The following is an 11,818-nucleotide window of genomic DNA, read 5'->3' on the forward strand; positions in this document are numbered from 1 at the left end:
GCGGAGCGAGGGCCGTGCGGGCACGCCCGGCCGGAACAGCGTGAACCCGACGAACGGCCCGGCCACGGCCCTCGCCGACGCGCTCGCCGCCGAGTACGCGGCGATCTGGGCGTACGGGGTGATCGGCGTGCACCTGACCGAGGCGGCGCGTACGGCGGCCCGCGCCGCCGAGGCGGCCCACCGGTCCCGCCGCGACGCGCTGCTGCTCCAGCTCGCCGAGGGTTCCGGGCAGGTGCCCGCCGACCGGGCCGGATACGCGCTGCCCTATCCGGTGACGGACCGGGCCAGCGCGCTGCGCCTGGCGGTGGAGATCGAGGAACGGACGGCCGGGCACTGGCGGGCCGCGCTGCCGCACACCACCGGCGCGGACCGCAACACCGCGCTTGCAGCGCTCACCGACTGCGCGTTGCGCGCCACCCGCTGGCGCCGCACGGCGGGCGTGACACCGGTCACCGTCGCGTTCCCGGGCCGCCCCGCGTGAGCGTGCGGCCGGTCACCCGGCGGAACCCTCCGGTTGCGTAGCGCATACCAGGTATGCATACTCACGACCATGTCCATCCGTCACGGCCTGCTCGCCCTGCTCGAACGCGGTCAGATGTACGGCTACCAGCTCCGTGCCGCGTTCGAGGAGTCCACCGGGTCGACCTGGCCGCTGAACATCGGACAGGTCTACACCACGCTGGCCCGGCTGGAACGTGACGGCCTGGTGCGCCCGCTCCCGGAGAACGAGAGCGGGCAGCGGCCGTACGAGATCACCGACGCCGGACGCGCGGACCTGGCGCTCTGGTTCGCCACGCCGATCAGCCGCGCCGACCGCCCCCGCGACGAACTGTCGATCAAACTGGCGCTGGCGCTCACCACCCCGGGCGTCGACGTGCGGGCGGTGGTGCAGACCCAGCGCACCGCCACCATGCGCGCGCTCCAGGAGTTCACCCGGTTGAAGTACACGAGCGACAAGCCGGAGGATCTACCCTGGCGGCTGGTGCTGGACGCGATGATCTTCCAGACCGAGGCCGAGGTGCGGTGGCTCGACCACTGCGAGACGAGCCTGGTCCGGCACCGCCCGGCGCCGATCCGGGCGGTCGACCACTCCGAGGCGGTGGACCGGGCCGGCGACGAAGCCCGCCGGTGACCCGGCACGGGAGGCACTGATGGACCCGATCGACGGGGTGCTGGAACTGCGGGACGTACGCCGGACCCACGGCGCCGGCGAGGCCGCCGTGCACGCGCTGCGCGGCGTGAGCCTGACCGTGCGGGCCGGTGAACTGGTGGCGGTGATGGGCCCCTCCGGGTCCGGCAAGTCCACGCTGCTGGCGCTGGCCGGCGGCCTGGACCGGCCCACCGGCGGCGAGGTGGTGGTCGAGGGCGAGGCACTGGTCGGGCTCTCCGCCCGCGAGCTGGCCCGGCTGCGCCGCCGCCGGATCGGATACGTCTTCCAGGACCTGAACCTCCTCGGCAGCCTGACCGCCGTGGAGAACGTGGCGCTGCCGCTGGAACTGGACGGCACCGGCGTACGGGCGGCCCGCCAGTCGGCCCTGGCCGCGTTGCGCGAGGTCGACCTGGAGGACCTGGCCGACCGCTTCCCGGACCAGATGTCCGGCGGCCAGCAGCAGCGGGTGGCGATCGCCCGGGCCCTCGTCGGCGAGCGCCGCCTGGTCCTCGCCGACGAGCCGACCGGCGCGCTGGACTCCCAGACCGGCGAGGCGGTGCTGCACCTGCTGCGCCGCCGGGTGGACGCCGGAGCGGCGGGGGTGCTGGTCACCCACGAGGCCCGGCACGCCGGCTGGGCGGACCGGGTGGTCTTCCTGCGCGACGGCGTGATGGTCGACTCGACCGCCCCGCTGATCGGCGTCGACCACCTGCTCAGCGGCAGCATCCGGTGACCGGCGGCCGCCTCGCCGCCGTAAACGGGTCGTGGCGGACCGCGCTGCGGATCGCCCGCCGGGAGGCCCGGCGGGCCCGGCGGCGCACGCTGCTGGTGCTGGTGATGATCGCGCTGCCGGTGTTCGGCCTCAGCTTCGCCGCGGTCAGCTACGACATGGGCGATCTGACCCGGGCCGAGCGCATCGAGCGCCAGCTCGGCGGCGGCGACGTCGCGCTGCGCTGGGAAAGCCTGGTGCCTGTGACGCAGGACGCCTGGGGCGAGTCGGCCTGGCCGGTCCAGGGCGAATGGGTCGGCCGGACCCGCCCGGCGACCGCCGAGGAGGTGCGCGCGCTGCTGCCCGAGGGCAGCCGGGTCGCCCGCACGCGCTGGTGGATGACGTTCTCGACGCGGGTCGGCCGGCACGTCGAGTCGATCGAGGCGCGCGCCCTGGACCTGACCGACCCGCTCACCCGGCCGCTGGCCGAGGTACGCGACGGCCGGCCGCCGGTACGCCCCGACGAGATCGCGGTCAGCCCGGCGGCGCTGCGCCGGCTCGAGACCCGCATCGGCGACCCGGTACGCAGCATCGACGGCGCCACGTACCGGGTGGTCGGGGTGGTGGAGTACCCGGACAACCTCCGGGACGTGGTCACGATGGCCGGGGTGATCCCGGAGGCCGCGGTCGGCAGCGACACCTGGCTGGTGGACCTGCCCGGCCCGCTGGACCCGGGGCTCGTCGACCGGCTGAACGCGCAGGGCATCCAGGTCGTCGTCCGTGACCCGCTGCCGGGACGGCAGGAGTTCACCCGCGGCATGCGCGTACCGGACGCTGACGAGGCCGGCGTCGTCGGAGTGGTCGGCGGGCTGGGCCTGCTGGAGGTGGTGCTGCTGGTCGGCCCGGCCTTCGCGGTGAGCGTCCGGCGTCGGCGGCGGGACCTCGCGCTCGTCGCGGTGGCCGGTGGCGACGCCTCCCACCTGCGCCGGATCGTGCTCGCCGACGGGGTGGTGCTCGGCGCCGGCGGGGCCGCCCTCGGCCTGCTGCTCGGCATCGGCGCCGCGTTCGCCGGCCGGCCGCTCGTCGAGCAGTACGTGCTCGGGGAGCGCCTCGGGGCGTACCGGATCTTCCCGAGCGCGCTGGTGGCGATCGCCGCGACGGCGGTGCTGGCCGGGGTGCTGGCGGCGATGGCGCCGGCCTGGACGGCGGCCCGGCAGGACGTGGCGACCGGCCTGGCCGGCCGGCGCGACGCGACCCGGCCACGCCGCCGCTGGCTGCTGATCGGGGTGGCGCTCACCGTCGCCGGAACCGCTCTCGCCGCGTTCGCCGCCGGCCGCACCTCGCAGACCGGTGTGCTGGCCGGCGTCGCCCTGGGTGAGCTGGGGCTGGTGTTCTGCACCCCGACGCTGGTCGGGGTCCTGGGCCGGGCCGGCCGGCTGCTGCCGCTGACGCCCCGGCTCGCGTTGCGCGACGCCAGCCGCAACCGGTCGTCGGCCGCGCCCGCCATCTCGGCGGTGATGGCCGCGGTCGCCGGAAGCGTCGCGATCGGCGTCTACGTGGCGAGCGACGAGACCCGCTCCCGGGAACTCTGGCAGCCGGGCCTGCCGCCGGGGAACGTGCTGCTCACCCACTCCGGCGACATCCCGGCGGATCCTCCGTCGGCCGACGTCGTCGCCACCCGGGCCCGCACCGTCCTGCCCGACGCCACTGTGACGCCCGTCGCGATTCCCGGCTGCGCCGGCAGCGTCCGGGAGAAGGACGACTGCGCCGCGTACGCGGTCGTTCCGCCCGAGCAGCGCTGCCCGTACACCTCCTCCGACCCGGTCCCCGACTCGGCCCGGCGCGATCCGCGCTGCGTGATCCCCTTCCAGGAGCCGGTCGACGTGTACCTGCCGGTGCTCGTGGACGACGGCGCCGCGCTGGCCCCACTCACCGACGCGCCCGCCGACGAACTGGCCGCCGCGCGCCGGACGCTCGCCGCCGGGGGCGTGGTGGTCACCGACGCCCGGCGGGTGACGGACGGGCAGGTCCGGGTGGAGGTCAACTACAACTCCGGCGGCCCGCCCACCGGGCGTCTCCTGCCCGGGTACGCGCTGCGCGGCGGTCTCAGCGTCGACCGGCTGGTGCTCTCCCCCGCCGCCGCGGACGCGCTCGGCCTGTCCGCCGTGCCGTTGGGCTACCTGCTGGACACCGCCGGCTCGCCCACCGAGCAGCAGACCGAGATGCTGACCGACGAGCTGTTCGAGATCGGGCCCATGTCGGCGCAGGTGGCGACCGCCGACCCGCCGTCGGACCAGCGGCCGATGCTGCTCCTGCTGGCGGTGGCCTCCGGGGTGATCACGCTCGGCGCCGCCGCCGTGGCCACCGGCCTCGCCGCGGCCGAGGGCCGCCGGGACCTGTCCACGCTCGCGGCGGTCGGCGCCGATCCCCGGGTACGACGCCTGCTGTCGCTCTGCCAGGCCGGGGTCATCGCGGTCCTCGGCTCCGCACTGGGCATCGTCGCCGGGCTCGGCTCCGCCGTGGTCGTCCTCGCCGCGCTCAACCAGCGGTACGCGGACTCCTGGCCGGTGCAGCCGCCGTACCCGGTGACGGTGCCCGGCGTGACGCTCGCCGCGCTGGTCGTGGTACCGCTGGTGGCGATGGGCGGCGCCGCGCTGTTCACCCGGTCCCGCCTGCCGATCGAACGCCGCCTCGACTGACTGACCGTCCGAGGGATGACGGACCACGGTGCGGGCGGCACACTTGTCGGATGTCAGCCCTGGGATCCCTCACCCGCCGTCTCGGTCACCAGCGTTGGTTCGGCGCCACCATGCGCCTGCTCGTCCCGGCCGACCGGCTGGTCGGCCGGATGACGAAAGGGCGCGTGGTCGCCTTCGGGCTGGTGCCCACGCTGGTGCTCACCTCCACCGGCCGCCGCTCCGGCAAGCCCCGCAGCAACCCCCTGGTGTACGTCCCCGACGGCGACGCCTACGTGGTGATCGGCTCGAACTGGGGGCAGCAGCACCAGCCGTCCTGGACGTTCAACCTGATGGCCAACCCGGGCGCCGAGGTGGACGTCAAGGGGCGCCGGATCCCGGTCACCGTCGAGCAGGTCACCGGCGAGGAACGGGAACGGCTGTTTCAGCGGCTGGTGCAGGAGTGGCCCGCGTACCGCACGTACGTCGAGCGGGCCGGTGGCCGCGAGATCCGCGTGTTCCGGCTGGTCCCGAACGCCTGAGCGAGGGCTCACCGTGGCCGGAGTCGCGACGAGCAGTCGCCGTCGTGATCCGGTCGGAGCAGGCAGCGGCGTCCCTCGGCCAGGTTGCGGTCGCAGAAGACCCAGTGCCGCACGTTCTGATCGTCCTCGGGAGAGACGCTGGTGCCGCCTGGTTCGGTCTGCGGGAGGACGTGGCTCCAATGTGCGACCACACGGGCGAGTCGCTGCGCAGACACGAGGTCGTTGACGACCATCGGCAGATGGATGATCCACCGCTCGGTCATCGCTCCTGCTCCTGCTCCCGCCCGGCCCGCGCACGGGCCTGCTCGGACTGCCAGCGCCGCAGGGCGTCCTTCACCCGGCCGGTCTCCCGGCGGCTCTCGGCCAACGCGTCATAGACCGTCGCGAGATCGCCCGCCACCAGGTCCAGGAACTCCCGGACCTGTTCGGGATCGAGCCCGCGTCGGCCCAGCGGTGCGGAGCTGAACGTTCGTTCCCGTACCTGCCAGGGGCGCAGCGTCTGGTACGCCGCAGAGCGATAGCACATCGCACGGCGCTCGGGCCGACGGTCGCGTCGGCGTCGGAACGGGATGATCCTCATCGAACCTGTCCTTCGTCGGTGCCATCCGGCCGTGGAGAGCGGGCCGATTACAACCCGCTCCCGGCACCTGTCGTCGCAGCGTGATCGCGGTACGCCGACAGGGCTCACACGGGCCGCTCCGAATAGGTCGGCGTGGGTAGCATCCCGATTACGCAGAGCAGGGGCAGCGGTGAGCAGTGGGCCCACACGCAAGCCCACAGCCGGAGAGGGCGGCATGGACCGTTTCGGGGACATACTCAGGCAGCATCGGGTAGCCGCGGGTTGGTCACTGCGGAAGTTCGCCGACCTCATCAGGTACGACTTCGGCTACCTCGGGCAGATCGAGCGTGGCGACCGCCCCGCCAACCCTGCCGTCGTGGCCGCCTACGACCGGGCGCTGTCGAAGAACGGCTCGCTCAAGAAGGCGTACGACAGCAGCTGTGCCGACGACATCGACATGCCGAGAAGGTCGGTCCTCCAAGCCATGACTTCGCTCGCCGCTCTTCCCACAGTCGACCGGCTGGTCGGCTGGGAGGCGCTGCGGCACGGCCTCGACACAGCGGTCGACGTCGGCTCCGACGCGTGGGGAGAAATCGTCGCCTCCTACGGCACGGCCTACTATCGCCAGCCACACGACCAGCTGATGACCCAACTCGGCCGGGATCTGACAGTCCTCCAGCATCAACTCGCCGCAGCTGACGATCGGCGCCGCCCACAGCTGCTACGTGCCGCCGCGGCGCTGTCGGTGATCGTCGCGCTCAGCCTCGTCGCGTCGGGACACGCCCTGCTGTCGAGGAGATGGTGGGCCAGCGCCCAGAGAGCCGCCGACGAATCCCGCGATCCCGACACACGAGTCCTGACGCGTGCCTGGGACATCGTCAACGGCTGCTACGACGGTCGACGGCCTGACGCCGTCGTCACGATCTCCGAAGAGGTCCTGCCGCTCGTCGCCAGGCCGTCCGCAGCCACTTGCGGTCTGCTGGCGGGCCGGGCGCAGGCGCTCTCCCTCGCCGGCCGGCACGACGAGGCGGTCGCGACCGTGCGTCATCTGAGCGAGCAGATCGAGAAGCTCCCGGCAACCGTCGTCGGGGACGTCGAGTCGCTGTGGGGCTGGCCGGAACACCGCCTGCGGCCCTGCGGCGGTTCCCGGCGGACGTGCTGGCGGTCGCCGTACACGGTCCGCTCGCGCACGGCGACGACGACGGCGGCGGGGACCGCGAGGTCGGCCTGCTGGTCGTCACCTACCGGCCCGGCGCCGGGCCGCCGCCCGCCACGCGGCGGGTGGACGGGGTGCTCGTCGACCTGACAGTGGCCGGGGCGGACGACTACCTGCGCCGGGCGACGACGATCACGTCCCGCTGGCCGCTGGCAGCGGACCGGTACGTGACCACCCGCGCCCTGCACGATCCGACCGGCTGGCTGCGGAAGCTGCGCGACGAGCACCTGGCGCGGCTGGCGCGGGCCCGGCCGGCCGAGTTCACCGGTGTCGCGCGGCAGGCGTGGTACCGGGGCAGCGCGGCGCACGCCCGCGCGTTGCGGCTGGCCGAGTGGTACGAGACGGACCAGGCGCTGCTGATGCTCGGCGAGGCGCGGCTGGCCGCCGCGACGGTGCAGGGACTGTTCAGCCGCACCTACTTCCGCGACCCGGGGGACGCGGTGCGGCGTACCGGGCTGGCCGGGGCGGACATGACGGAGGTCGGCGCGGTGCTGACCCGGCAGGCCGAGGAGCTGGCCGCCCGGGGACGGCCGGTCGACGGCACCATCGACGACCTGCTGTCCGGTTGACGGCCGGGGTGGCTCAGACTCAGCCGATACCGCCGCTGACGCCGATCAGCGCGCCGATCAGGTAGGTCGCGCCGGCCGCCAGCGCGCCGAGCAGCAACTGCCGCAGACCGGCACGCCACCAGGCGCGGTTGGTGAACCGGGCCACGATCGCACCGGCGACGAAGAGGCCGACGCCGCCGACGCCGAGCGCCAGCCAGAGGCTGGTGAAGCCGAGCAGGTACGGCAGCAGCGGCACCAGCGCGCCGATCGAAAAGCAGACGAACGACGAGATCGCTGCGGCCCACGGGCTGGGCTGGTCGTCGGGGTCGACGCCCAGCTCCTCCCGTACGTGCACCCGCAGCGCCTCCTCCGGGTTGGCGCGTACCGCCTCGGCGACCTGTGTCGCCAGTTCGCGGGACAGTCCACGGGCGACCCAAGCGTCTGCGAGTTCCCGGGCCTCGGCCTCCGGGTGGCGTTCCAGCTCGCGCCGCTCCTTGGCCACCTCGGCGGCGACCTGCTCGTTCGCCGACCGGACGCTCGTGTACTCGCCGAGGCCCATCGAGATGGCGCCGGCCACCAGGCCGGCCGCGCCGGTGAGCACCACGCTGCGCGGCGACACCCCGCCGCCGCCCACACCGGCGATCAGCGCGATGTTGGTGACCAGCCCGTCCATCGCGCCGAAGACGGCCGGACGCAGCCAGCCGCCGGAGACGTCCGCGTGGTGCGCCTCGCGCAGTGCCGCAGGGGTGTCGGTCACGGCAGCGTCAGGATCTCGTAGCCGTCGTCGGTCACGACGATGGTGTGCTCGAACTGGGCCGTCCACTTGCGATCCTTGGTGACGACCGTCCAGCCGTCGTCCCACATGTCGTACTGGTAGGTGCCGAGCGTGATCATCGGCTCGACGGTGAACGTCATGCCGGGCTCCATCACGTCGGTGGGGCGCGGGCTGTCGTAGTGCGGCACGTAGAGGCCACTGTGGAACGCCTCGCCGATGCCGTGCCCGGTGAAGTCGCGGACCACGCCGTAGCCGAAGCGCTTCGCGTACGACTCGATCACCCGGCCGATGACGTTGATCTGCCGCCCCGGCGCGATGGCCTTGATGCCGCGCATCATCGCCGTGTGGGTCCGCTCGACCAGCAGGCGGGCCTCCTCGCTCACCTCACCCACGCAGAACGTCGCGTCGGTGTCGCCGTGCACACCGTCTAGGAACGCGGTGACGTCGACGTTGATGATGTCGCCGTCCTGGAGCACCGTGGTGTCCGGGATGCCGTGGCAGATCACCTCGTTGAGGCTGGTGCAGCACGACTTGGGGAAGCCCCGGTAGCCGAGCGTCGACGGGTAGGCGCCGTGGTCGCAGAGGAACTCGTGCACCACCCTGTCGATCTCGTCGGTGGTCACCCCGGGCTTGCAGTGCTCTCCGGCGAGCTGGGTGGCCTGCGCGGCGAGACGCCCGGCCACGCGCATCTTCTCGATGGTCTCCGGCGTCTGCACGTGCGAGCCGCGCCACTCCTGCGGGCGCTTCTTACCCACGTACTCCGGGCGCGGGATGTGGGCGGGAACCGCTCGCCACGGGGAGAGCGTGCCGGGGGTCAGCGGCGCACGGACGGTCATGCTCCAAGCCTATCGCCGGGGCGGATGTGCCCCTCGCCACAGGCCCGCCGGGCAGATTATTGCCGTGCCGCAAACGCTGTGCCATTGTTGCTCCGTGGATCAAGGGGGCGCGGCGCCCGTCTTCTCCGTGACGGCGCAGGTCGACGGCGACCAGGTGCGCGTCCAGGTGACCGGCGAGGTCGACATGGCGACCGCCGACACCATGTTCCAGACCGCGCTCCGCGAGCCTGCCAAGCAGCTCACGCTCGACCTGCGGGCGGTCACCTTCTTCGACTCGGCCGCCATCCACGCGGTGGTCCGGCTCGCGCAGCGGTTCCCGGCCGCGCTCACCGTGCTGCCGTCCCCGCAGGTCCGGCGCGTGCTCGACATCTCCGGCCTGGGCGACCAGGACTGGCTCGCCCGCACCTGACCGCGCGGAACCTGTCCGGATTCCGGAGGCGTGCTCGCCCGTTCCGGCCATTCCCCTACGACTGCGGTGGAATTCTCGCGGCCGTCGAGGTCACGGTGCGCGAACTGTTCGGGTGAACGCGGTCGGGCACCGGACAATGAACGATCTATGCGGGCCAAGGGCTATGTGGCAGCGTCGGTGATCGCCTCCGCGGGGCGCGGGGGCACATCTCCTGGGAGCGCATCACCATGACCGCACCGCATAACCCTGGCTCGTACCCGCCACCGCCCGGTCCCCCGGGCTCCTATCCCCCGCCGCCGCCCGGTCCCCCTGGCGCGTATCCGCCTCCGCCCGGTCAGCCTGGCTTCGGACCGCCGCCGAAGAAGAAGTGGCTCATGCCGGTGCTCATCGGTGTCGCCGTCGTCGTGGTGTTCTGCTGCGGTGGACCGGCCCTGCTCGCCCTGACCGGCGACGACAAGAGCCCCGGCGCGGCCGGCAGCGGCGCTTCCGTCGCCCCTGCTGCTGACGGCGCCGGGCTGGCCTCGACCTCCGCTCCCACCTCGGCCGCCGCACCACCGCCGGTCAAGAGCGAGAAGCCCGCCGACGCGCCGAAGGTCTACCGGATCGGCGACACGGTACGCGGTGGTGACTTCGAATTCACCGCACACAGCATCAAGTGCGGCATCGCCAAGGTCGGCAGTGACTTCCTCAACAAGAAGGCGCAGGGCAGCTTCTGCCGGGTCGTCCTGACCGCGAAGAACGTCACCAAGAAGGCGAAGCTGTTCCACGCCGACGGCACCGTCAGCGCACACGACGGACGCGGCCGGGAGTACGAGGCCGACGGTGAGGCGGCGATCTACGGCAACGAGGACGGCGAGGGCTTCCTCGACGAGATCAACCCGGGGAACGCCGTGAAGGCGAACGTCTACTTCGACGTACCGAAGGGAACGAAGCTGGTGAAGCTGGTGTTCGACGCCGGGCTTTTCACCCTCGCCGAGGACGCGGAGGTCATGCTCTGACCGGCACGCCAGCCTGACCTGGACGACGTCTCCTGTGCCGGAGCAGGTCCAAGGCCCAGTTCCCGGTTGAGAGCTGGGCCTTGGACCGCGACTCGGTTGCCCTCCGGCTAAGAGGCCTCTCCCATCCCGGGCGACAGGCCCTGCCCCGGTTCCGGCCGCCCCGGACCCGACGCGGGGTGCCGCTCTCCCGTCTCCCCCGCGGTGTCCGGGGCGAGATCACGACGCAACGACTCGGCGTCGCGCTTGCGCACCCCGCTCGCCCGGATCGTGTTCACCGCGATGATGGTGAGTTCGTTCGCCACGTTGATGCCGCCGACGCGCAGACCGCTGCGCAACGCCTCCTGGGCCAGACGGAGGGCCGACATCGCGGCCCGCTGGGATCGGGAGGGCCGGTCGGTGGACGGGGACCAGCCCGCAGCGACGGTGCGCGCGGCCTCGGCCAGGCACCGCACGGCCTCGGCGAGCGACGGCGGAACGGGCTCGTCGTCACGGATCGCGCGTTCGAGGTTGAGCGCGACGTCGCGGCTGTGCAGCAGGGACCGGATCATGAGGATGGCGCCGTGCCGCCACCCCTGCAGCGCGCTCTGGTTGTGCCACCGTAGCGGCGAGATGCGGACGACCTCGTCGGCTGCCGACAGCACGGTCTCCACGTCCGAGGTGTCGAGCCGGCGCAGGGTGTCGAGGACCTGACGGGCCAGCTCGGCGTCCCGGGCCAGGGCCGCGTCGGCCAGGCGGTCCAGCCCGGCGGCCATCTGGTTGAGCAGGGGCCGGCCGGCCCGCCGGATCCGGTAGATCGGGTTCAGGGGCAGCACCACGACCGCGACCAGGATGCCGACCGCCCCACCGACGACGCCGTCGAGGAAGCGGGGCAGCGCGATGTCGGTCCGGGCCGGGAACAGCACGGCGATCACCATCGCGCTGCCGCCGACCTGGGTGACGAACGCGCCCTCGTCGCTGAGCAGGACGGCGACGAGGATCGCGGCGGCGACGATGACGCCGATCTGTACGTATCCCTGCCCGACCCAGGAGACCAGCAGGTCGCCCAGCATGATGCCCACCGCCACGCCGGCGACCAGCAGCAGCGTACGGCGGAAGCGCTGGCTCACCGAACTGGCGATGGTGCCGACCGCGACGGCGGGCGCGAACAGCGGTTGCGGGTTGTGGATCAGGTCCTTCGCGACCCACCACGCGACTGCGGCGGCCACCCCGCACTGCACCGCCACGAGCAGGCTCAACCGCACCCGCCGCAGCCGATCCCGCACAGTGTCCCGGCCGGTACGGCGAATCGCCGTCCACGCCGCACCTACCGGGTCGTTCCCGCTGCCGTGGGAAGGACGGAACGGCTCACGCCCCATGAGGCGATCCTAGTAATTTCGCCGCATTTGATCCGCTTTACGCGGC

Annotated in this window: 14 protein-coding genes; 9 read left to right on the forward strand and 5 right to left on the reverse strand. The window is 73.0% G+C overall.

The features are described from left to right. Window positions 1–40 precede the first annotated feature (40 nt). The 5 genes from ACGFIA_RS01570 to ACGFIA_RS01590 all read left to right on the forward strand — a co-directional run bounded on the left by ACGFIA_RS01570 (window position 41) and on the right by ACGFIA_RS01590 (window position 5,076). Entirely contained in the window at window positions 41–481 is a 441-nt protein-coding gene (locus ACGFIA_RS01570) for a ferritin-like domain-containing protein (RefSeq protein ID WP_357382762.1), read from the forward strand. A gap of 69 nt (window positions 482–550) precedes the next feature. After that, a complete protein-coding gene (locus tag ACGFIA_RS01575) occupies window positions 551–1,132 on the forward strand; it encodes a PadR family transcriptional regulator (RefSeq protein WP_357382451.1) in 582 nt (193 codons plus the stop codon). Window positions 1,133–1,151: 19 nt separating this feature from the next. Further along, window positions 1,152–1,883: an ABC transporter ATP-binding protein gene (locus tag ACGFIA_RS01580; protein ID WP_357382449.1), complete on the forward strand. Its 732-nt coding sequence runs from the start codon at window positions 1,152–1,154 to the stop codon at window positions 1,881–1,883. Continuing rightward, complete coding sequence (locus tag ACGFIA_RS01585) at window positions 1,880–4,558, forward strand: ABC transporter permease (protein ID WP_357382447.1); 2,679 nt, start codon at window positions 1,880–1,882, stop codon at window positions 4,556–4,558. Before ACGFIA_RS01580 ends, ACGFIA_RS01585 begins: the two co-directional genes overlap by 4 nt. Before the next feature lie 50 nt (window positions 4,559–4,608). Then, window positions 4,609–5,076: a nitroreductase family deazaflavin-dependent oxidoreductase gene (locus tag ACGFIA_RS01590; RefSeq protein ID WP_393257859.1), complete on the forward strand. Its 468-nt coding sequence runs from the start codon at window positions 4,609–4,611 to the stop codon at window positions 5,074–5,076. Between the two features lie 8 nt (window positions 5,077–5,084). Here the strand turns inward: ACGFIA_RS01590 and ACGFIA_RS01595 are convergent, their stop codons facing one another. Both ACGFIA_RS01595 and ACGFIA_RS01600 read right to left on the reverse strand, forming a co-directional pair. Then, window positions 5,085–5,339 carry a hypothetical protein gene (locus ACGFIA_RS01595; RefSeq protein WP_357382443.1) on the reverse strand — a complete coding sequence of 85 codons (255 nt, stop codon included), beginning with the start codon at window positions 5,337–5,339 and terminating at the stop codon, window positions 5,085–5,087. Next, window positions 5,336–5,656, reverse strand: coding sequence for a DivIVA domain-containing protein (locus ACGFIA_RS01600; protein ID WP_393257863.1), 321 nt, complete (start codon window positions 5,654–5,656; stop codon window positions 5,336–5,338). Before ACGFIA_RS01600 ends, ACGFIA_RS01595 begins: the two co-directional genes overlap by 4 nt. Before the next feature lie 214 nt (window positions 5,657–5,870). Between ACGFIA_RS01600 and ACGFIA_RS01605 the strand changes: the two genes are divergently transcribed. Further along, a complete protein-coding gene (locus ACGFIA_RS01605) occupies window positions 5,871–6,941 on the forward strand; it encodes a helix-turn-helix transcriptional regulator (RefSeq protein ID WP_357382439.1) in 1,071 nt (356 codons plus the stop codon). Beyond that, complete coding sequence (locus ACGFIA_RS01610; protein ID WP_357382437.1) at window positions 6,926–7,420, forward strand: hypothetical protein; 495 nt, start codon at window positions 6,926–6,928, stop codon at window positions 7,418–7,420. Before ACGFIA_RS01605 ends, ACGFIA_RS01610 begins: the two co-directional genes overlap by 16 nt. Window positions 7,421–7,439: 19 nt before the next feature. On the opposite strand, the gene ACGFIA_RS01615 is transcribed toward ACGFIA_RS01610, so the two are convergent. Beyond that, window positions 7,440–8,156: a VIT1/CCC1 transporter family protein gene (locus ACGFIA_RS01615; RefSeq protein WP_357467345.1), complete on the reverse strand. Its 717-nt coding sequence runs from the start codon at window positions 8,154–8,156 to the stop codon at window positions 7,440–7,442. Then, complete coding sequence (map, locus tag ACGFIA_RS01620; RefSeq protein WP_357382433.1) at window positions 8,153–9,010, reverse strand: type I methionyl aminopeptidase; 858 nt, start codon at window positions 9,008–9,010, stop codon at window positions 8,153–8,155. The genes ACGFIA_RS01615 and map overlap by 4 nt, the downstream gene beginning before the upstream one ends. Window positions 9,011–9,104: 94 nt before the next feature. Here map and ACGFIA_RS01625 point away from each other — a divergent pair, with 94 nt between their 5' ends. Continuing rightward, window positions 9,105–9,419: an STAS domain-containing protein gene (locus tag ACGFIA_RS01625; protein ID WP_357382431.1), complete on the forward strand. Its 315-nt coding sequence runs from the start codon at window positions 9,105–9,107 to the stop codon at window positions 9,417–9,419. Between the two features lie 374 nt (window positions 9,420–9,793). Next, window positions 9,794–10,417 carry a DUF4352 domain-containing protein gene (locus tag ACGFIA_RS01630; protein WP_357382429.1) on the forward strand — a complete coding sequence of 208 codons (624 nt, stop codon included), beginning with the start codon at window positions 9,794–9,796 and terminating at the stop codon, window positions 10,415–10,417. Between the two features lie 107 nt (window positions 10,418–10,524). Here the strand turns inward: ACGFIA_RS01630 and ACGFIA_RS01635 are convergent, their stop codons facing one another. Further along, window positions 10,525–11,772 carry an FUSC family protein gene (locus ACGFIA_RS01635; RefSeq protein ID WP_357382427.1) on the reverse strand — a complete coding sequence of 416 codons (1,248 nt, stop codon included), beginning with the start codon at window positions 11,770–11,772 and terminating at the stop codon, window positions 10,525–10,527. Window positions 11,773–11,818 lie beyond the last annotated feature (46 nt).

Origin of the sequence: Micromonospora sp. NPDC049203 (genome assembly GCF_043197215.1) — a bacterium.
Classification (GTDB): domain Bacteria; phylum Actinomycetota; class Actinomycetes; order Mycobacteriales; family Micromonosporaceae; genus Micromonospora.